23 protein-coding genes are annotated in these 20,879 nt (G+C 40.2%); 7 read left to right on the forward strand and 16 right to left on the reverse strand.

Annotated elements, in window-relative coordinates:
- Nucleotides 1–62: 62 nt before the first annotated feature.
- From tilS to ffh, 12 genes are all read right to left on the reverse strand, one after another.
- Nucleotides 63–1,325 carry a tRNA lysidine(34) synthetase TilS gene (tilS, locus tag OO007_RS11775; RefSeq protein ID WP_325808948.1) on the reverse strand — a complete coding sequence of 421 codons (1,263 nt, stop codon included), beginning with the start codon at nt 1,323–1,325 and terminating at the stop codon, nt 63–65.
- 95 nt (nt 1,326–1,420) lie between these two features.
- The gene (gene accA / locus OO007_RS11780; RefSeq protein ID WP_131905918.1) at nt 1,421–2,374 is read right to left on the reverse strand and encodes an acetyl-CoA carboxylase carboxyl transferase subunit alpha; all 954 of its coding nucleotides are present in this window, start codon (nt 2,372–2,374) and stop codon (nt 1,421–1,423) included.
- 23 nt (nt 2,375–2,397) lie between these two features.
- Nucleotides 2,398–2,763: a thioredoxin gene (gene trxA, locus OO007_RS11785; protein WP_131905919.1), complete on the reverse strand. Its 366-nt coding sequence runs from the start codon at nt 2,761–2,763 to the stop codon at nt 2,398–2,400.
- Nucleotides 2,764–2,869: 106 nt separating this feature from the next.
- Nucleotides 2,870–3,475, reverse strand: a complete 606-nt coding sequence (locus OO007_RS11790; protein WP_325808949.1) for a flavin prenyltransferase UbiX — start codon at nt 3,473–3,475, stop codon at nt 2,870–2,872.
- Complete coding sequence (gene mpl, locus OO007_RS11795; protein ID WP_325808950.1) at nt 3,475–4,893, reverse strand: UDP-N-acetylmuramate:L-alanyl-gamma-D-glutamyl-meso-diaminopimelate ligase; 1,419 nt, start codon at nt 4,891–4,893, stop codon at nt 3,475–3,477. Before mpl ends, OO007_RS11790 begins: the two co-directional genes overlap by 1 nt.
- A 23-nt stretch (nt 4,894–4,916) precedes the next feature.
- Nucleotides 4,917–5,723, reverse strand: a complete 807-nt coding sequence (locus tag OO007_RS11800) for an MlaA family lipoprotein (RefSeq protein WP_325808951.1) — start codon at nt 5,721–5,723, stop codon at nt 4,917–4,919.
- 123 nt (nt 5,724–5,846) lie between these two features.
- Entirely contained in the window at nt 5,847–7,613 is a 1,767-nt protein-coding gene (locus OO007_RS11805; RefSeq protein ID WP_165874683.1) for a sensor domain-containing protein, read from the reverse strand.
- Between the two features lie 285 nt (nt 7,614–7,898).
- Nucleotides 7,899–8,243: a 50S ribosomal protein L19 gene (gene rplS / locus OO007_RS11810; RefSeq protein ID WP_131905924.1), complete on the reverse strand. Its 345-nt coding sequence runs from the start codon at nt 8,241–8,243 to the stop codon at nt 7,899–7,901.
- Between the two features lie 23 nt (nt 8,244–8,266).
- On the reverse strand, nt 8,267–9,001 hold the full coding sequence (trmD, locus tag OO007_RS11815; RefSeq protein ID WP_325808952.1) for a tRNA (guanosine(37)-N1)-methyltransferase TrmD: 735 nt from the start codon (nt 8,999–9,001) through the stop codon (nt 8,267–8,269).
- 6 nt (nt 9,002–9,007) lie between these two features.
- On the reverse strand, nt 9,008–9,535 hold the full coding sequence (gene rimM / locus OO007_RS11820) for a ribosome maturation factor RimM (protein WP_325808953.1): 528 nt from the start codon (nt 9,533–9,535) through the stop codon (nt 9,008–9,010).
- Between the two features lie 12 nt (nt 9,536–9,547).
- Complete coding sequence (gene rpsP / locus OO007_RS11825) at nt 9,548–9,799, reverse strand: 30S ribosomal protein S16 (protein ID WP_131905927.1); 252 nt, start codon at nt 9,797–9,799, stop codon at nt 9,548–9,550.
- A 251-nt stretch (nt 9,800–10,050) separates the two neighbouring features.
- Nucleotides 10,051–11,430 carry a signal recognition particle protein gene (gene ffh, locus OO007_RS11830; RefSeq protein WP_325808954.1) on the reverse strand — a complete coding sequence of 460 codons (1,380 nt, stop codon included), beginning with the start codon at nt 11,428–11,430 and terminating at the stop codon, nt 10,051–10,053.
- A gap of 249 nt (nt 11,431–11,679) precedes the next feature.
- On the opposite strand from ffh, the gene OO007_RS11835 reads away from it, so the two are divergent.
- The 3 genes from OO007_RS11835 (at nt 11,680) to radA (ending at nt 15,291) form a co-directional block, all read left to right on the forward strand.
- Nucleotides 11,680–12,543, forward strand: a complete 864-nt coding sequence (locus OO007_RS11835) for a cytochrome C assembly family protein (RefSeq protein ID WP_325808955.1) — start codon at nt 11,680–11,682, stop codon at nt 12,541–12,543.
- A gap of 50 nt (nt 12,544–12,593) precedes the next feature.
- Nucleotides 12,594–13,838, forward strand: coding sequence for an HlyC/CorC family transporter (locus OO007_RS11840; protein WP_325809241.1), 1,245 nt, complete (start codon nt 12,594–12,596; stop codon nt 13,836–13,838).
- Between the two features lie 79 nt (nt 13,839–13,917).
- The gene (gene radA, locus OO007_RS11845) at nt 13,918–15,291 is read left to right on the forward strand and encodes a DNA repair protein RadA (protein WP_325808956.1); all 1,374 of its coding nucleotides are present in this window, start codon (nt 13,918–13,920) and stop codon (nt 15,289–15,291) included.
- A gap of 97 nt (nt 15,292–15,388) precedes the next feature.
- Here radA and OO007_RS11850 read toward each other — a convergent pair whose 3' ends face one another.
- Together OO007_RS11850 and OO007_RS11855 are read right to left on the reverse strand one after the other, a co-directional pair.
- The gene (locus OO007_RS11850) at nt 15,389–16,150 is read right to left on the reverse strand and encodes a sulfite exporter TauE/SafE family protein (protein ID WP_325808957.1); all 762 of its coding nucleotides are present in this window, start codon (nt 16,148–16,150) and stop codon (nt 15,389–15,391) included.
- A 200-nt stretch (nt 16,151–16,350) separates the two neighbouring features.
- Entirely contained in the window at nt 16,351–17,001 is a 651-nt protein-coding gene (locus tag OO007_RS11855; RefSeq protein WP_325808958.1) for a hypothetical protein, read from the reverse strand.
- A gap of 190 nt (nt 17,002–17,191) precedes the next feature.
- Between OO007_RS11855 and OO007_RS11860 the strand changes: the two genes are divergently transcribed.
- The 3 genes from OO007_RS11860 (at nt 17,192) to OO007_RS11870 (ending at nt 18,853) form a co-directional block, all read left to right on the forward strand.
- The gene (locus OO007_RS11860) at nt 17,192–17,740 is read left to right on the forward strand and encodes a prolyl-tRNA synthetase associated domain-containing protein (protein WP_325808959.1); all 549 of its coding nucleotides are present in this window, start codon (nt 17,192–17,194) and stop codon (nt 17,738–17,740) included.
- A 113-nt stretch (nt 17,741–17,853) separates the two neighbouring features.
- Complete coding sequence (locus tag OO007_RS11865; RefSeq protein ID WP_325808960.1) at nt 17,854–18,147, forward strand: hypothetical protein; 294 nt, start codon at nt 17,854–17,856, stop codon at nt 18,145–18,147.
- Between the two features lie 355 nt (nt 18,148–18,502).
- Nucleotides 18,503–18,853, forward strand: coding sequence for a hypothetical protein (locus OO007_RS11870; protein ID WP_325808961.1), 351 nt, complete (start codon nt 18,503–18,505; stop codon nt 18,851–18,853).
- Between the two features lie 257 nt (nt 18,854–19,110).
- Here OO007_RS11870 and OO007_RS11875 read toward each other — a convergent pair whose 3' ends face one another.
- The gene (locus tag OO007_RS11875; protein ID WP_325808962.1) at nt 19,111–19,755 is read right to left on the reverse strand and encodes an ankyrin repeat domain-containing protein; all 645 of its coding nucleotides are present in this window, start codon (nt 19,753–19,755) and stop codon (nt 19,111–19,113) included.
- A 315-nt stretch (nt 19,756–20,070) separates the two neighbouring features.
- Between OO007_RS11875 and OO007_RS11880 the strand changes: the two genes are divergently transcribed.
- Complete coding sequence (locus OO007_RS11880; RefSeq protein ID WP_325808963.1) at nt 20,071–20,649, forward strand: cysteine hydrolase family protein; 579 nt, start codon at nt 20,071–20,073, stop codon at nt 20,647–20,649.
- Between the two features lie 36 nt (nt 20,650–20,685).
- On the opposite strand, the gene OO007_RS11885 is transcribed toward OO007_RS11880, so the two are convergent.
- Nucleotides 20,686–20,850 carry a hypothetical protein gene (locus OO007_RS11885; protein WP_299873649.1) on the reverse strand — a complete coding sequence of 55 codons (165 nt, stop codon included), beginning with the start codon at nt 20,848–20,850 and terminating at the stop codon, nt 20,686–20,688.
- Between the last annotated feature and the right edge of the window lie 29 nt (nt 20,851–20,879).

Below are 20,879 nucleotides of genomic sequence, written 5' to 3' on the forward strand. Positions count from 1 at the left end.
ACCTTTCTTAAAAAACCCGCTGTAAGTAGGGGGGTGGATAAATAGTATTGAAGATTTATAAGTTACTTGAGCGCTAAACCTATTATTTTATATAGCTCATCTTCAATATAAATAAATGGCATACGGTCTCTCATCCAGGGAGGTACACCCTCTTCCTGATAAAGATTTTTTACGCTTAAGTTGCCACGATTCGGTATTCTGATTTTCTCTCCGCCTTGACGAAATTTAACCGTAACACAAGAAGTATCCTCTGGTATTACGCCTGATAATTCATCGGGCTGTATGGTTAAATTTAAGGAATCAATGACTAAAGGCGCACTGAGATCCCATTTAATGACAATACTGGGATCATGATTTATTAGCGGCTGAGAAATATAGAGGTAATTCTGAAAACGCCTAAGCTGAACTCCCTGCCATTCCAACAAAGGTTGTGTATCATGATTGGCTTCAATCACATCTGAAAACAAATGTTGGAGTTTATTTTCTGAAGGATAAGAAAATCCATTTTCCGCAATCCAATAGCGCAAAACCAGTTTCTGCTTTGCTTTTGACAGCTTTTGTAATTTATCAATAGATAGGGCATTTTTGTTAAAATCACAAACGTGTTTTAACGTGACATCAGCAATCTCATTTAAAATCTCTTTTGCTTCTGCCTGTATGGCAGCTGATCGAGAAATAGATTTATCAATGCCCGGCCAGCGATTAGCCAACTCAGGTAGAATACGTTGCCGCAAGTAGTTACGATCAAACGACTCATCAAGATTACTTGGATCTTCTATGACGTTTAATTGATGTTGTTTTGCATAGGACTCCAAGGTACTTCTACGGCACGAAAGAAGCGGCCTAAGTAATTGGCGTTCTGATCCAGCAGGTCCGAATAATCTTGAAATAGGCATTGAAGCCAAGCCATCAACCCCTGCCCCACGAAATAAATTCAATAAGAAGGTTTCAGTTTGATCGTTTTGATGATGAGCTGTAAGTAATGATTCATTTTTGCCTAAAGACTGATGAAGCGCTTCATAGCGAGCGATTCGTGCAACTTCTTCTACACTTTGTCCTTTTTGAACACTGAGCTTGAGTGAAATTTGCGCGAATGGAATACCCAATGCCCGACATACTGTTTCGCAATGGCTAGCCCAGCTTTGCGAAGCTAATTGCAAACCGTGATCGATATGAATTGCCCTGACTTGACTTTGAGCATTTGGAATTTGCGAAAGTAAGTGCAACAGCACATGAGAATCAAGACCTCCACTATAAGCTATAACGAAAGTCTTTTCAGGAGCAAGCATCCTTAGTTGTCGATAGATTTCACTAACACTTATCATGACATAATCCTGCAATATAGCTTCAGAAAGCGCTTAAAACTATATTGCAGTTGATAGATACTTTACTGATAGATGATAAAACCAACTATCACAAATTAAGAATCAAACTGACCAAAACTCATAAGTTTCTGATAACGTTTTTCAAGAAGCTGATCAGTGCTCAATGCGCGCAACTCCCTTAAACTTGCTTCTAATGCTTCACGGATACTTGATGAGACAGCATCGTAATCTCGATGCGCACCACCCAATGGCTCTGTAATAATACGATCAATCAGGTTTAGTTTGCTCAGCTTGTCTGCCGTTATACCCAAGGCCTCTGCAGCTTCTGGCGCTTTTGCTGCATCTTTCCATAGAATAGATGCACACCCTTCCGGAGAAATGACAGAATAGGTACTGTATTGCATCATCATGACTTTATCTGCCACAGCAATAGCCAATGCTCCACCAGAACCACCTTCACCCATAATAGTAGATACGATAGGAGTTCTTAGCTTAGCCATCTCAAATAGATTTCTGGCGATAGCCTCACTCTGACCACGCTCTTCAGCACCGATACCTGGATAAGCACCAGGAGTATCGACAAATGTGATAACGGGTAAGTGAAATTTTTCAGCCATTTTCATCAAACGTAAAGCTTTACGATAGCCTTCAGGACGAGGCATACCAAAATTACGTTTAATGTTTTCTTTAGTATCACGACCTTTTTGATGTCCAATAACCATCACCGGATTGCCTTCAAAACGAGCCATTCCACCTATGATAGCTTTATCATCACCATAGGCTCTGTCGCCATGCAACTGTTGGAAATCGGTAAATATGCGATCAATGATATCAAACGTATAAGGACGTTTTGGATGTCTCGCTAACTGACCTATTTGCTTTGAGGTTAGTTTAGAGAAGATAGACTTTGTAAGTGTATTTACCTTCTCTTCTAAGCGCTCAACTTCGTCACCTAGGTTAACATCAGAGCTACTTACGTAGCGCAACTCGTCTATTTTTGCTTCTAATTCAGCTATTGGCTGTTCAAAGTCAAGAAAATCTGGATTCATATTATTACTTTTAGGTGTTGCGGTTATTTTTGTTCTTGGCTAGCAATTTCTTCGTGTACTTTTTTCATATCTACTTCTTGTACTTTGCTGATTACATCTTCTAATTGCTCTGCATTTAACATGCCTGGCTGAGAGAAAAGAACAACCTGCTCACGGAAAATCATCAACGTCGGAATTGAACGAATTTGAAAATGCCCTGCTAATTCTTGCTGAGACTCAGTATCGATCTTTCCGAATACTATGCCTTCGTGTTTATTTGAGACTTCCTCGTAAATAGGTGAAAAAGACTTGCAAGGTCCGCACCATTCTGCCCAAAAATCGACAATAACAATATCGTTCTTCTCAATAGTTTCTTCAAACGTCTCAGCTGTAATATCGATGGTCGCCACAATGCGCTCCTATTCTAGTAATAAATTAATATGCTGGGGAATATAAGGTTTAGCGCAAGGAATAGCAAGTTGCCGTATGGCTTGCTAGTCTTTTATTTAAAATCACTTACGATCCCCAAACAGGTAAAATTTCATGAGGTATTTCCAGATGCTCAAGTATTCTGGCTACCATAAAGTTTATGATATCTTCAAGAGACTCAGGTTTATGATAAAAACCGGGGTTTGCAGGCATTATGACTACCCCCATTCTGGAAAGTTTTAACATATTCTCCAGATGTATGTCCGAGAAAGGTGTTTCGCGTACAACCAGTATGACTTTCTTGCGCTCTTTTAGCGCAACATCCGCGGCTCGCTCCAATAGGTTTTTACTACTTCCCATCGCGATAGACGACAAAGTCCCTGTCGTACACGGGCAAACCACCGTAGCATCTGCTACGCCGCTACCGCTAGCAACAGGCGCCATCCACTGCTCTTTCTCATACACCTTTATTTGATCAGGCTCCGCACCATACAGTTCACTAAAAAATACCTCAATCTCCGCAGCTCTTGAGGGGATTTTAATATCAGTTTCAGTGTTTATTACGATTTGCGCTGGCCTTGAAAGTAATAGCGTTATATTTTTTTTTGCTTTTACCAATTCTTCTAGTAAACGCAAACCATACTGGGCACCAGAAGCTCCAGTCATAATTAATGTAACGGATTGAGTTGGCATTAGTTTTTTAGGCTTTCTAATTGCTGTAAAAGTTTATCGTGAATACCGCCAAAACCACCATTACTCATAACAAGAATATGATCTCCATCTTGGATAGTTGGCATTAAAGCCTTAATTAACTGATCAATATTACTGTGTAAACTCGCCTTATCACCTAAAGCATCAATAACATCATGCATATTCCAATCAACATTTTCAGGTTGAAACAGAATAACATGATCAGCTTCTTCTAATGATTTTGCCAAGGTTAGTTTATGAACGCCCAATTGCATAGTGTTAGATCTAGGCTCAAGAATCGCGATTATTTTCTTGTCTGAAACATTTTGCCTTAAACCTTTTAAGGTAGTTTCTATGGCCGTGGGGTGATGGGCGAAATCATCATAAACCCTGACACCATTCACTTCTCCACGAAGCTCCATACGGCGCTTAATACCTTTAAATTCAGACAGTGCTTCGATTGCAAATTTCGCCGGAACACCAGCGTGCCTAGAGGCAGCAATAGCTGCCAAAGCATTTGATACATTATGCTTACCTAGCAATGACCAATTCACAACACCTTGTTGCTGCCCATCAAAAAACACCTTAAATTCACTACCATCAGTATTAATATATTCCGCGGCCCAGCCTTTAACTGACGCAGTATCAGTACCTTCATCTGCAGAAGCTGAAAAAGCTTCTAAGGGCGTCCAGCAACCCTGATCTATAACATCTGAAATGTTTTCTTCTTCATCATTTACTACTATTAAACCATTCTGAGGAATCATTCGAATAAGATGATGAAACTGGGTTTTGATCGCATTCAAATCAGGAAAAATATCTGCATGATCATATTCCAGATTATTTATCACCAAAGTACGGGGGTGGTAATGGACAAATTTAGAACGCTTATCAAAGAAGGCAGTATCGTATTCATCTGCTTCTACAACAAAAAAAGGTGAATCTCCACTAAGCCTTGCAGAGACCCCAAAATTCTCTGGCACACCACCAATAAGAAATCCAGGACTCAAGCCCGCATATTCGAGTATCCAGGTAAGTATACTTGCTGTTGTCGTTTTACCGTGAGTTCCTGAAACAGCTAGAACCCACCTATCCTTTAAAATATTTTCATACAGCCATTGCGGGCCAGAGGTATATGGTAAATTCTGATTGAGTACATACTCAACCACGTCTTTACCTCTACTCATGACATTACCAACCACAACCTGACTTTGTTCACCAGCATCTAATTCAGATTCTAATTCGCTTAAATGTTCTTGCTTAAAACCTTGATCTAGCTTGATACCTTGAGACTCAAGCATGGTACTCATGGGCGGATAGACATTTTCATCCGAGCCACTCACTTTGACACCAGATTCTCTCGCCAATAAAGCAATACCACCCATGAAGGTACCGCATATTCCTAAAATGTGAATGCTCATATTAAGATTAAGCCCTATCTAATCTACAGATCATCTAAACTTTCCAACCGATCGATTAAATCTGAAGCCGAATCTTTAGAGGATTTACCATCGGTAATTAAATAATCACGGCGTTGCAACCAGGCATCCCTAAGAGCCACATATTGGTCATTCGAGATATTCTCAAATGCTTTTTCCTCATTTAAGAGATCTGCTCTTTTATCAATCATTTCAAGCGCAAAATAATACAGGCTTTCATCAGAGTAATTAGTTACATCAGTCAATCTATCAACGGTAAATTTTGCACTTGCATCACGAACCGTTGATGGGCCTAAGAAAGGCAGCATGATATAAGGACCAGATCCCACCCCCCAACGCGCCAGTGTTTGTCCAAAATCCTCATTATGCTTTTCTAAGCCAGCTGCGGAAGCCACATCAAGCAACCCGGCAAAACCAAATGTAGAGTTAAACACAAATCGCTCAGTATCATTGATTGCATCACTGACTTTAAATTGCAATAGGTTATTAATTGCATTACCGACATCACCCAAATTTGAAAAGAAATTTGTGACACTGGTATCAACAAATTCGGGAGTAACAGCCTTATAACCCTTTGCAACAGGCTTTAAGAAGTAGTTATCCAGACCAACATTGAACGAATAGATACTACGATTGAATTTTTCTAAAGAATCTTTGTTTGATGGATTATTAGATGCAGAAACAACAGCAGAATCGGTAGAACTTACACCTTCGGCTTGTGTCGTTTTAGTTTGGCTACATGCCGTCAAAGACATTAGTAAGGCAACACTCAAAATGACTTTTTGAGTTGCGCTATTATTATTTAATCCCATTATTCTCTTCCTTAAGAGATAAGATTCATTTTCAATAAGTAGAGAATGAAATCGTAATTGTTTAATTAGGGGATTATAAATAATTTTCGTATTAAAGTATTATTATATTAAAAACTTAAGCTTTTAATTTGCTACCTTATCATCCACATGACTATCTAGCATGTGGTTTCTGATTACTATTTCCAATGGTCCAGGGCGTGCAATTTCATAACCTTGGCCGTAATCAACACCCATTTCTCGCAACAGATGGATGATTTTCTCGTTTTCGACATACTCAGCAATTACTTTAAGGTTCATTGTATGCCCAACCTGATTAATGGATTGAACCATTGTTTTGGCCACTTCATCGTTGGCAATATTTTTTACAAAACTACCATCAATTTTAAGATAATCGACATCAAGAGATCTTAAATAACCGTAAGAACTCACCCCTGTTCCAAAATCGTCTAATGAGAACTTACAACCCAATGCTTTCAAAGACGCCATCAATGCATTGATTAAGGTTAAATCTTCTACAGCCACTTGCTCAGTGATTTCAAAACATAGCATCTGCGGATCTACACCTGAGGCTTTAATCTCCTTCGTTACAAAATCAAGGAAGTGAGGATCATTCAAACTTTGTCCTGATAAATTAATCGCAAAGACTGGCAGTGGGCTTTGTTCTGGTAATGCGCTGATTTGTTTCAATACATTCCTGATCACCCATTTATCTAACTCAGGCATCATAGAATAATATTCAGCTGCAGAGATAAATTCATCGGGAGCTATGGGATTGCCTTTCTCATCTGACAATCTAATCAAAAGCTCATAATGATAAAAAGGCTTTTTATATTCACTCGCTTTTAATGGGTGAATGGGCTGCGCATGCATGCGAAAGCGGTTTTCCTGAAGAGCTTTTTTGAGGATCATCACCCACTCAAGATTTCCTTCCATTTTCTGAATTTCAGAATCTTCTGACTTATAAGCTGAAACACGATTACCACCGCGTTTATTGGCCAAGTTACATGCAGTATTAGCCTCTGAAATTGCTCGAGTTGAAGAGGTAGTTTTCTGATCAACAACCACAAAACCACAACTCATTGTTATTGAGTATTGCTGACCTCTTGACATGAATTTGTATTCTGAAACATCAGTTAAAATCTCTTGAATTGTTTTTATCGCAGAAGTTAATTTACGCTCGCAGAAAACCACTGCAAATTCATTTGCCCCTACTCTTCCGACAATATCCAAGGGAGTAAACAAGTGATTCTTGATTTGCTCCCCCATGCTAGTGATTAGGTTATCACCACTAGCGTAACCAATTGTATCGTTGATTACTTGAAACTGATCAATAGAGAAATAAGCCAATACATGTTTAGAGCTATGTTTGTGTGCATTATCGATTAGTTGCTTTACTGCTGCATCAAATGATTTACGATTTAACATACGTGTTAAACCATCATAAGTTTCAAGGTTAGATAATTTTGACTCTAAAGCTTTACGCTCTGTAATATTATTAATGACAAGCAAAATATGATCTTGCTCCTGATCAGCAAAACGCCTCAATGGAATAAGATTTAGCTCGATCGAGACAGTCTGATTCATTGTTGTCTGCAATATACAATCTCGCGTCATTCTCTCAGTCAGGAATGCAGCATCACCACCTAAAACACCTTGCAGAACCCTTCCTGTATTGGGATTCAATAGCGTAAAAACATCACTGCAATCTCTACCCATCACACGCCTAAGCTTGCAACTGAGCATATTTTCAGCTTCAGGATTCAAGTATATGATTTTATTATCTATATTAAGTATAACGATAGGCTCAGGCAATAATTTATATGCATCTTCCTGACAGTTATCTGTTGATTCCTCGAACTGAGGCTTGTGCTTTTTGTAATAAAAAAACATATAAAGACCCAAAGCAATAATGATCAGCATCAAGCCGATTATCACTAGGGAAAGTATATTTATTTCTGTATTAGGCACGAATTTATTATTATTTTTTATTAGAGACTAAATATCTCAATTTTATGATTATGTGCTCATATTTTCGCATAAGCTATCTGAATCCAAGCTGAAGTTGTACGCCAATTCATTGGAACTCAATTAGTTTGCATCAAATAAAAGCTAACAAATATGTGGACATAAAAAAGCCGCCTGATAGACAAGGCGGCTTCTTCAAAAAGTAAATAATTATACTTTTTCTTTGATTCTTGCTGCTTTACCAGTAAGACCACGTAAATAGTAAAGCTTTGCGCGACGCACATCACCTTTACGCTTCACTTCAATACCAGCAATAGTCTGACTATAAGTCTGGAAAACACGCTCAACACCTTCACCGTAAGAAATCTTACGAACAGTAAACGCAGAATTCAAACCACGGTTTCTAATTGCGATAACAACGCCTTCGAAAACCTGAATACGCTCACGCTCCCCTTCTACAACCTTTACTGAAACAGCAACTGTATCTCCAGGGTTAAAATCAGGAACTTCTTTGCTCATTTGTGCGGCTTCAATTGCCTGAATAATCGTACTCATTTGTATACCTCTAAACCTATGTATTATTTCTTCAAATATTCATCAAGTAATTTCTGATCTTCATCACTCAATGCTCTGTTTTCTAATAAATCAGGACGTTTTTCAAAAGTTCTTCCTAACGCCTGTTTTCTTCGCCAAATAGCAATCGCCTTATGATCACCACTTTTTAAAACTGCTGGCACATCCAAGTCTTCTACAACCTCTGGCCTAGTGTAATGGCCATGGTCTAATAATTTATCGCTAAATGAATCCTGTTCTGCTGACTCATTGTGCCCTAACACCGATGGTAGTAGACGAGTTATTCCGTCTATTACTACCATTGCACCAAGCTCACCACCACTTAAAACATAATCACCTATCGACCATTCTTCGTCGACTTCCAACTCAATTACGCGCTCATCAATACCTTCATATCGACCACATAACAAAATCAGCGATTGCACATTAACCGAAGTATCTAGCAACATTGATTGTTCTAACGGTTTACCTTGGGGACTCAAGTAAATTACTTTCGTCTTTTCAGGTGCACTTTTTTTAACTTCGCGAATTGTTTTCAACAAACAATCTGCTTTCATGACCATTCCTGGTCCACCACCATAAGGACGATCATCAACCGTTCGATGAACATCTTCTGTTTGATCCCGAGGGTTCCAACAGTGCAGCTCAATTAAATTACGTTTTTCTGCCCTTCCCGTTACACCAAACCCTGCAACAGTTTCAACCATTTCAGGCATCAGAGTAATCACGTCAAAGCGCATGGGAACCTAAAACTCTGGATCCCAATCAACAATCATCAAAGATTTTTCAAGGTCAATAGACTGTATAACATCACCCATTAAATAAGGCAGCATACGTTCTTTAACCTCTACACCGTCAGTATCTTTAACAACAAAAACGTCATTACTGCCAGTATCGAAAAGCCAGTCAATTTGACCTAACTTTTCACCTTCTATTGTTTCTACTGAAAGACCTATCAGGTCTCGCCAGTAATACTCACCTTCGGATAGTTTCTTTAATTGATCCTTGTGGATTGCAATTTCAGAACCTACAAAAGCTTCAGCTTGATCGCGATATTGGGTATTTTCGAGCAAAGCGATAATATTCTTACCTTGCTTTTTACCATCAATAATCTTAATCGATTTCCAATCATCGCCTATTCTCTTGATAAACCACTCTTTATATTCAGTGATTTGCTCACGAGGAGACGTATGAGAAAAAATCTTAACCCATCCTTTAATTCCATGTACTCCTGAGATTTCGCCCAGAGTGATGTAATCGCTAGATTGGCTCATATAGCCTATCTATTAAGCAGCAGCTTTAGCTGACTCTTTCAATAAAGTAGCAATACGTGTAGAAAGTTGTGCACCTTCTTTGATCCAATGATCAACACGGTCTTGCTTAAGTTCTAAACGAACTTCCTGACCAGTAGCACGAGGATTAAAGAACCCTAGTCTTTCGATGTATCCACTGTCACGTGGTTTACGTGAATCAGTAACAACAATTTTGTAAAAAGGACGTTTCTTAGAACCGCCACGAGCCATACGGATTGTAACCATAATCTTAAAATCTCAATAAAATGTTAAATACTAAAAATATTTATTTACCTGTTTAAATAACCGACAAATAAGATACTCGAGCAACTAACTATATCACCCTAAGGCAACAGAAAAATAATCGCGCAATTCTACGCTTTTAAATAAAAAAAGAAAGTATATTTTGTACTGATTCAAAGAAAGTTAACAGTTTTCTATATTACTGGTCATTTTACGCATAAAAAAGACCTCTAAAACTGAAAACTCACATCGCATTACATACCGGGAAAACCACCGCCACCGCCCATTCCTGGAGGCATTTGGCCTTTCATGCCACGCATCATTTTCTTCAAGCCACCGCCTTTAAATTTCTTCATCATTTTACTCATTTGCTTATGTTGCTTGAGTAATCGATTTACATCTTGAATTTGAAGACCGCAACCAGCTGCGATACGTTTTTTGTGTGAACCCTTAATGACCGCAGGAAAACGTCTTTCCTTTGGTGTCATCGAATTGATGATAGCCACCATGCGATTAACTTCTTTATCGCCAGCACCATCTTGAACGGCCTGGGTCATTTTACCCATGCCAGGCAACTTATCCATTAAGCCACCCATCCCGCCCATTTTCTGCATTTGAAGCATTTGATTACGCAAATCCTCCAAATCAAACCCCTTACCCTTATTTAGCTTTTTCGCTAATTGCTGGGCATCTTTATGATCAACTTTGCGCTGAGCTTCTTCTACCAAAGAAAGTACATCACCCATACCAAGAATACGTGATGCCATTCTTTCTGGGTGGAATGGTTCAAGCTCATCAATCTTTTCACCCATACCGATGAACTTGATTGGCTTACCAGTTACTTCACGAACAGATAAAGCTGCACCACCACGCGCATCACCATCAGCTTTGGTCAACACAACACCTGTAAGCGGTAATGCATCTCCAAACGCTTTAGCCGTGTTAGCGGCGTCTTGACCCGTCATCGCATCAACGACAAACAGCGTTTCTACCGGTTTAACCGCGGCATGGATTAATTGAATTTCATCCATCATGTCTGCATCGACATGCAAACGACCAGCTGTATCCACTAACAATACATCGATATGATTACGCTTGGCATAATCTAAGGCAGCAATTGCAATATCCACAGGAGACTGTTCAATATCACTTTCAATGAAAGTTGCCTCAACCTGACCCGCGAGGGTTTGTAACTGCTTGATTGCCGCAGGTCGATAAACATCACAACTCACCATTGCGACTGTTTTCTTTTCTCTTTCTTGCAGAAGCTTGGCTAATTTACCAGCGGTAGTCGTTTTACCTGCACCTTGCAAACCCGCCATTAATACAACAGCAGGTGGTTGAGCATTTAAATCAAGAGACTCGTTGGCCTCACCCATGATTTTGACAAGTTCGTCATTAACGACCTTAACCAGTGCCTGACCAGGAGACAAACTCCCCTGCACTTCGACACCAATGGCGCGTTCTTTAACTTTATCAACAAAGGTTCTAACGACTGGCAGCGCAACATCAGCTTCCAATAGCGCCATGCGCACTTCACGCATTGCCTCTTTAATATTATCTTCTGTTAGTCGCGCCTGACCTTTCAGCTTCTTGACTGTATGGGAAAGACGATCACTTAAATTCTCAAACATTTATAAATACTCTTTTATGTTTTGTTCTTTTCTTTAAAATAGGCCTTTAGATTAGCCTTAAACAACTCTATAAATAAAAAGTTATTCTTTAATTAATTTTTTAAACGACAAGTAATCGCCTAGTATAACATTAGCTTTCATTACTCTATAATGAATATCTTAGTCGACACGCATTATAATTAGAGACGAACAAAATTTCATCCCGGTTAATCAAAGATATTTTTAAAGAGATCAAACAGACGATAACTCATGACAGCTAACTTATTGAACTTTGCGGCGATTATATTCTATTTAATCAGTTGGTACATGATAACTGCCTGTGTACGTGCCAGCATTGAAAACCCAGAGAACTGTAAGGAGAAAAGAAAATACTTTTTCTTAGTATGGTTTGTGGCGTTAGCTATTCATATTACCAGTATTCATTTACCCGTAATGAACGGCGAACCCTTATCGTTTAGCTTTTTTACACTGTCATCCTATGTGATGTGGTTTATCAGTTTATTACTATTCATCACAACGATTAGCAGAAAGATTGAATCACTGGCGATCATTATATTACCGATCACTATACTCAGTATCCTTTTAAGTACCACCATTGGTTCAGGCTCTGAAAGAGTCGTGCACATGCACAGCGGTCTGGGCATTCACATTTTAATCTCGCTATTGGCTTACAGCGTGTTAATGCTGGCATCATTCCAGTCGCTTCTACTGCATACCCAAAACAAACACTTACACAATCGTCAAAATAACGGCTTCATTCGCTCACTCCCTTCGCTGGAAGATATGGAGCACTTTCTATTTAGGTTGATCATCATTGGCGTGATTTTGTTAACAATCAGTTTAATTTCTGGTTTTTATTATCTGGAAAACCTATTCGGCTCCAATGTGGCGCATAAAACCATTTTGTCGATTATCTCATGGGTGATTTTTACTTCCCTGCTTGTTGGACGATGGAAATATGGCTGGCGCGGAAAAACAGCCGTGCGCTGGACACTCGCTGGCTTTCTTGTCTTGGCCTTAGCCTTTTTTGGCTCTAAATTCATTCAGGAATTTGTCATCGATAAAGACATCGCGCAGATTGGCACCCCCCTACTTATAGACAGAAATAGTTAAAGCCTGTGAACATCAATGAAACTCCGATAGGAGTATTATTTCTATTGCTCGTGATTTTGTTTCTCATGTCAGCATTCTTTTCGGGAACAGAAACGGCATTAATGTCGTTAAATCGCTACAAGCTCAAGCACCTATCGAAAAAGAATAAAGGTGCGAAACTCGCGATGCAATTACTGCAAAAGCCTGATCGACTGATTGGCGTAATTTTAATTGGCAATAATCTGGTCAATATACTGATTACCCAGTTAGCCACCTATCTAGGGTTTCGTCTCGGCGGAAGTGCTGGCGTAGCAATCGCCACCGGCTTATTAACACTGGCACTATTAGTCTTCGCCGAAGTAACTCCCAAAACCATCGCAGCGTTGCGTTCAGAACAAATCGCCCTGCCCGCATCCTATATTTATGTGGTCATGCTGAAGTTTGCCTACCCACTGGTTTGGGTAATCAATATCATTGCAAATACCGTCGTGCGTCTTGTGGGGGTAGACCCAAATGTCACCGACAATCAATCTCTCAGCCCGGAAGAACTCAAAACCGTCGTCAACGAAGCCAGCGGATTAATCCCCGAAAACCATCAAGACATGCTAATGCGCGTGCTCGATATGGAATCAACCACCGTCGAAGACATCATGATTCCACGTACCGACATCAGCGGCATTGATCTTGCCGACGACTGGAATGATATTGAAGAACAAATTCTTCGCAGCAACTTTACCCGCCTCCTGATGTATCGAGGCAGCATTAATAATATCGTCGGCTTTTTACACTTACGTCGCATCTTGCCACTATTTCACGAAGGCAAAATGGATCGTGAACGTTTTGAAAACCTCATATCTCCTGCCCACTTCACCCCAGAAGGAGTTCCATTAACGCAGCAATTGATTAACTTTCAAGACGAACGCCGACGCATGTCATTAGTAGTCGATGAATACGGCGATATTCAGGGGCTTGTCACACTCGAAGATATTCTCGAAGAAATTGTTGGGCAATTCTCAACATCACCCGCCAACTTCGATTATGAAGCTAAAGTAAACGAAGACGGTTCAATCTGGATCGAAGGTGCGATGCATATCCGTGACATTAATCGTCAACTGAATATGGAATTACCTACCGATGGGGCAAAAACAATTAATGGACTAGTCACCGAAGAACTCGGCCAGATTCCCACCCCGGGAACCAGCATTCTGATTAACGACTACCCGATGGAAATCAGAAAAACACAGAATAATGTAATTAAGACACTGATTCTTTATCCACGAATAAATGATCACAAACGTACTGAAGAAACAGAATAATAAAACTACGATTTAAATCGACAACATTTACCCACTACATACACCTAAGAAAACATACCAAAAAATAAGAGCAACACACATGGCAAAACCTAAGACTGAATACCATTGCACCTCCTGTGGCACCGTTCACATTAAATGGGAAGGTCAGTGCGGCGAATGCAAGGAATGGAACACACTTGAAGAAAGCGCCGTACAAAGTAGCTCAGCTGCCAGCACTGTGGCAGCCAAAGGCAGTCGCTTTCAAAGTTATTCGGGTGATGTCGGACAAATAAAATCGATTAAAGATATCGACCTGAAAGCCGTACCTAGAACCAAAACAGGCTTATCAGAACTGGATCGCACATTAGGCGGTGGATTAGTCCAGGGTTCCGTTACATTGATTGGTGGTGATCCTGGCATTGGCAAATCAACCATCCTGATTCAAACACTCGCCAGCCTGACTGACTTGCGCACGCTCTACGTCACAGGTGAGGAATCCTTACAGCAAGTATCGATGCGCGCCACGCGATTAGAACTCCCGACAGAGCCATTACGCCTTCTCACCGAGACCTGTGTCGAGCGTATCATTGAACACGCCATGCATGAAAAACCCGATGTGATGGTTATCGACTCGATTCAAACCATCCACACCGAAGAACTTAACTCTGCACCCGGTGGTGTCAGTCAGGTGCGTGAAGCCACTGCAAGATTGACTCGCTTTGCTAAACAAACCAACACCTCATTATTCATTGCAGGTCACGTCACCAAAGAAGGTACACTCGCAGGACCACGCGTGTTGGAACACATGGTCGATACGGTACTCTATTTTGAAGGCGACCCCGGTGGACGCTACAGAATTTTACGCGCCGTAAAAAATCGTTTTGGCGCAGTCAATGAACTCGGTGTTTTCGCGATGACCGAAAAAGGCTTGATTGGTGTAAACAACCCTTCCGCCATTTTCCTCTCACGTCACGAAGAACCAGTTGCAGGCAGTGTGATCATGGTTACTCGAGAAGGCACACGCCCACTGTTAGTTGAAGTACAGGCGCTCGTTGATGACAGCCACGGGCAACAAGCAAGACGAGTCGTCATCGGCCTAGAACAAAACCGTATCAATATGTTACTTGCGGTTCTGCATCGCCACGGCGGTGTATCCATGTTCGATCAAGACGTCTTCATCAATGTCGTTGGTGGCATGAAAATTACTGAGACTGGCGCCGACCTCGCAATGATACTTGCCGCGTTATCTAGCTTCCGCAATAAACCACACCCATCAGATTTAATCGTCTTTGGAGAAATCGGCCTAGCCGGAGAAATTCGTCCCGTACCGAATGGCGAAGAACGCCTCAAAGAAGCCGCCAAGCACGGCTACAAACGCGCGATTATTCCAAAAGGTAATATGCCGCAAAAGGGTATTCCGGGAATGAAAATCATGACAGCGCAACGACTGGAAGATGCTTTGGATTATCTTTAGAGGGGCTTTAGGTCACCCCCCTACTTTGGGGCACTTTTTTGCAGTAATTATTATCTAAACTTTAATTTCATTGCCACTCAATCACCAAGTATTAATACTACAACATAACACCAATAATCTGCTTAAGTGCCAGCACAGAAAGCAGCACCAGTATCACCCGATCAAACACGACTGCATTCATTCGTCTGCCAATCATTTCACCGACAGGCAAACCTGCAAACAATGGAATAAATGCAAGTAAACCCACAACAAAGGTTTGAACATTCATCAAGCCGTAGGCTATTAGTAATGGTATTTGAGCGACGCACATTGCGATGAAGAACACCGATATCGTAAAAATAAACACCGACCGGTTTAACTTAATAGCGTTAAGAAAGGTAAGCGATACAGGGCCTGAAATACCGAGCGCTCCTTGCAACACTCCTCCACTCAGGCCGGCAAACCAGGCTAATTTTTTTGCACGTTCAAGCGGCAGTTGGAACACGGGCTTGGTCAGCCTTAATACGATATAGGCGATTACAATGAGCGCCATTAAGATATTCAGTTGATCTACTGGCACGTAGGCAAGCATCATCGTACCTAGTGCCGCGCCTAATAAACCGGCAATAGCGAAATTACGTGTGAATTTGGGTTCCAGATTGTAGTTTCGGTATTTATAAATCTGCAGTGTATTACTGAGGATGTTTGGAACAACCAGAATAGTAACCGCAAGACGTATATCATAGAATGCGGTGATCACGGGTATGGCAACTATGGGCATTCCCACACCCGTTGCCCCTTTTAAGACTCCGCCTAAAAATATGGCAAAGAAAATTGCCAGAACCCCAAAAGAGTCTGTATTTGAAAGATTAGAAAACATTTTATTTCACTAGATTCTCGTAACAACGTATTCGTTTTGCAGCTAAAACAGATTGTTTTATTTTAGATACAAATACTATCGTAGTAGCTATCCGTTGATTCCGTGGTTTTTTATATACATTTTTTTATTAACGTTTTTTTTATACCGCTTTTATATATAAGGAAAGTACGACCTAAATACGTTTAGCTTCGTTTTTTTGATTATATGATGAAGGTAGCAAGCTGAACGAGCCTGTCTGCATTAACCGGTGACTCCGCCGCTATGAGCTCTGCATTCATGCCATCACTGGTCATAACCCTTTGTAAAGCCTGTTCTTCACTTAAACCAACGTCCACATGACGTTTCATCAATCGTCGCTTACATTCATCCACTGAGACATTCAGATACCATGCTTCATCAAATACTAAATCTCGTAATTGACTCCAGGGATCAGCATCCAGAAACAAATAATTTCCTTCGACCAGGACAATCCGATGGGGTTTCAACAGCTTTATATCATCTTCAATAGGATCGCCGATGCGATGATCAAACGAGGGAAAGGAGCCCTCGCCCGAACGTTTAGCCTCAATGAGCTCATTGGTGAATCTGGCCGAATTGAACGTAAAAGGCGCACCCCTTCGCATATGAGCCTCTGCGGGGTCATCCATTTGATCCAGCTCGCTTCGATAGTAATGGTAGCCATCAAGAGGAATGACGAGTAACAAATCCACTAGACGTTTTTGTAACTCTGCAGAAAGCGTGCTTTTCCCACTGCCTGGGCCACCTGCAAGCCCTATCCACAGCTGTTCTCCTTCGACCAACTTATTGGCTTTGTTTTTAAGCTCTGCTGCTAGCTCATCATATTCTTGCATGTGTTTTAGACTCCTTATTAATTGAAGAGTAGTTGAAAAGCTTAGGAACACTGTTAAATTTTTTAAGATTTTATTAATTAATAATAAAAATACACCCCTTTTTTGAATAAAACACACCCCCCTAGTTTCAGGCGTTTTTTTTCTAAGCTATCATCCGGCAATCACTTAAACCAATGATAGATAAAAACCAATGGCCCATTCCGATAGACCCAACCCTGAAACAATTACTCTGGAAAACGGCGACTTAGCCGCAACACCCGATCAAGTGATCGCCGCTATCGAAGCGTTAAACTTCGAACAGGAAACCAAAGTCCACGAACCACTTTTCACTGTGGAACAATCCAAAAAAGTGACTTTCGACAAACCCGGTTCAAAAACCAAAAACCTATTCTTACGCAATAAAAAAGGTCGTATGGTTTTATTAGTGGTTGAACAAGATTGCATGATTGAGTTAAAAGAACTGCGCGACAAATTAGCACTCACTGGTGGACATTTATCGTTTGCCAGCACTGAACGTTTGGGTCAATACCTTGGCGTGGTACCTGGTTCAGTATCACCGCTTGCGTTAATCAATGATCATTCAAACAGCGTACAAGTCTTTATTGAGAAGGCTTTAATCGAACAGGGATGGATTTATATGCATCCTTGCAGAAATACCCACACCACAAGAATGCGTTGCGATGATTTGCTCACATTGCTTGAAAGCTGGGATCATCCGGCTGGGATAATAGAATTTTGAATCAGCTGTTCTTGATTATCACTTTCCATTAATCGGTTCAAAAGGCGCAAACTTTTAATCACGGTATAATGGGGGCTAAAATAATAATAATGTAATCGATTTACTGTCTCGTCATGCCATATATAGAAAAGCATAAACTAACCGCAATCGGAATTTACATCATCGTTGTATTATTCGAATGGTTTAGCGGCGGACAACAAAATGGATTGGCAGCCGCTGCCGTTTTGGGATTACTGCTTGTATTGATTGTATTCAGTGGCGTTTTTGCGTTTCTGGGAAGTTTTGGCTTTATGGAATCTTTCGCTAGCGATCACCGCGAAGGGCTTTCGACAAGCTCGGTTTCATTTCTGGGCTGGATATTGTTTCTTATCGGATGCGCTTTTTTCCTGTTTAACTGGAATACTTAATCAGCGTTAATGTCTTAATTCGACGCATAAAGTATTGAATCCACTCTTTTAAGCAAATACAAATTTAACAAACACACCCCCCTACTTTGAGGCGTTTTTTTACAAAGCATTTTTACAGAGATTTTTTTGCAGAGCCATTTTGAAGACCTTTTTTAAAGAACCTGTTTACAGTAAGTTTATATACAACTCTTAATTCATAATTATTTATTTGCATTTGCGCTATTGATTAGCACGACATAAAGTGTCGCTTCATTATCTCGAATATAAAAGCCGAATATAAAAACAGTCCACTGAAAACATGCGATTACCTCCCTCAAAATTCTTTCTTTTTTTATTGTTTTTCAACTTATGTTTGATGGTATTGCTTAGCATTATTGGACATTATTACGAAGAACAAATAATACAAAGCATCGGCGAACAACAAGCGGCTAAAATGGCAAAGCTTATCTTCGTTGTTATCGGAGGCATGTTTGCTATTTCCAGCATGACTTTATTTATCCGTAACTTTCCCGGGAAGATAATAAAAGTCATCAGGATTGAAAACCCGGAATTGGCGACGAAATTATCAGCGTTATTGAACCCCTTGCGCTTAGACCGTTTTGCATTTTTGTTTAATGTTTTTATTATTTTAGGCTTACTTTATATCACCTATGCAATCCAGAATGGAACTGCACAAATAGTATTTGGTAACAGCTTTTTTAGTTAGTGGCTTTAAACGAAACTAGATGACTAACACCAATTGTTGGAGCAAAAAAAAAAGACACCTCCCAACTTTTAAGCTGTTTACATGGGAGATGAAGCCCAAAAGCCGGAAGGTGTCATATTTATTCAAACCTGAACAGGTACCCTTTAGACCCATTCAAATTTGAATAAAACGGAAAGTTACGTGGATTCACATAACCTTTAAAACTTGCTATCTTCAAAATTTTTTTATCAGAGAAACGAAAAATCAATCTGTCACGATTAATTTCTACCTCTGGAAATACGTTTAGCAACGTCAACCAAACCAACACGCTGTGCCACTTTGATGGCTGTCTCACCTGATTTATTTTTATGCGCCAAGTCAAACTGTTTGGTTTCTATCAATTTATTGATGATTCTTTTATTTCGTCCTTCAAGCGCATGAAACAAGGCATTGTTACCAGACGCATCAATCGCTGCTAAGTTGCCGCCGCTTTTGAGAATCTGTTTGAACAGTGTCTCGTTTCCTTTTTTTGCCGCATAATGCAATGCTGATGCACCTTTGTTATCCTGCATATTGATGTTTCTGCTTTTCTTAATCAGCAAAGATGCAATCTCCTGTTTATTCGTTTTGATCGAATAAATTAGAGGTGTGGTTCCCGTGTTATCTGCCACATCAACCTTGGAACCGTGCTTTATCAAGCTTTCAACTATGGCGACCGTGCTAGTATCTACTGCATGCATTAATGGTGTCGTGTTATAAACGGAAACATCCAAATTAGGATTTACGCCATTTCGTACTAAAGACTCGACTAATGGCTTATTCTGCGTTTGAATTGCATTGAGCAATTCATCTGCTTTTGTGAAAGCAGAAGCGTGAGTATTCAGCGCAAAGATCAGTGATGCTGCAAGCATTTTAATTTTCATTTTATGATTCCCCAATCATGTTATTTGTCCATATTATGATCCTCCCACAAACCACAATTAGATTCTTGAGTGCAATCACTTGTGATTGCTGACAAGTTAGTAGTTGCCTATTTACATTAGGTTCATTTTAATTTTTTATAGGAGGGAGACTCTTGAAATCAGGGGTGTTTCTATTTTCCGATATTCTATTTTTCGATATTCTAAGTATCAGTGTTCTAAGTTTCGGTCTTCTTTATTCGGTTTCAATGCGACGTAAATACAAGAATGATAAATGCTCTACTGAAATGGCTTTTTTAAGGTAACCTTGTTAATCATATGAATAACAACCCCCACAGCATGCATCAAAATCAACCGTTACTACTTCTCATTGATTTGCAAAAAGCCATCGACCACCCAGATTGGGGCGAGCGTAATAATCTTGATGCTGAAGAAAACATAGCAACGCTTTTAGCGCACTGGCGAAACAACGACTTACCCATCATCCATATAAAACACACATCTGTGGAACCCGATTCTCACTATCGGCCGCATCAGGAAGGGAATGATTTTAAAGCGGTTGCCCAGCCTGAAACACACGAAGAAGTTATCGAAAAACACACAAACAGTGCTTTTATAAATACACCTTTAGAGCAGATTTTACGTGCGAGAAATGTTGAAGATGTCGTCATTATCGGTGTGATTACCAATAACTCGGTAGAAGCAACGGCTCGTATGTCGGGTAATTTAGGGTTTAATACAACCGTCGTTTCAGATGCGACTTTTACTTTCGGTAAAAAGGACTATTCGGGAAAGTGGCACGATGCTCAGCAAATTCACGATATATCATTATCGAATATGGCTGGTGAATATGCGCAGATTATAAGCACTAAGGAATTACTTAGTTCTATAGATTAAAAAACAATGCATTTTTGATGATGCCTGATTCAGTCACTATTTTGCAGCGCTTCCAGACAGAAACACAAAAGGTATCGCTAACGGACCAAACACCAAGCCCATCACTGTCCAGAAAGCGGTATTTGCTCCTCGGTTTTTGGCTAAATAATGACAAACAACGCCACTTATTAAAAAGGGAATCGACCCTATCAGGTAAAACATAACACCTCTATTGCGTTTGATTTATGCAG

This window comes from Cocleimonas sp. KMM 6892, from assembly GCF_035798195.1.
Taxonomy (GTDB): Bacteria; Pseudomonadota; Gammaproteobacteria; order Thiotrichales; family Thiotrichaceae; genus Cocleimonas; species Cocleimonas flava.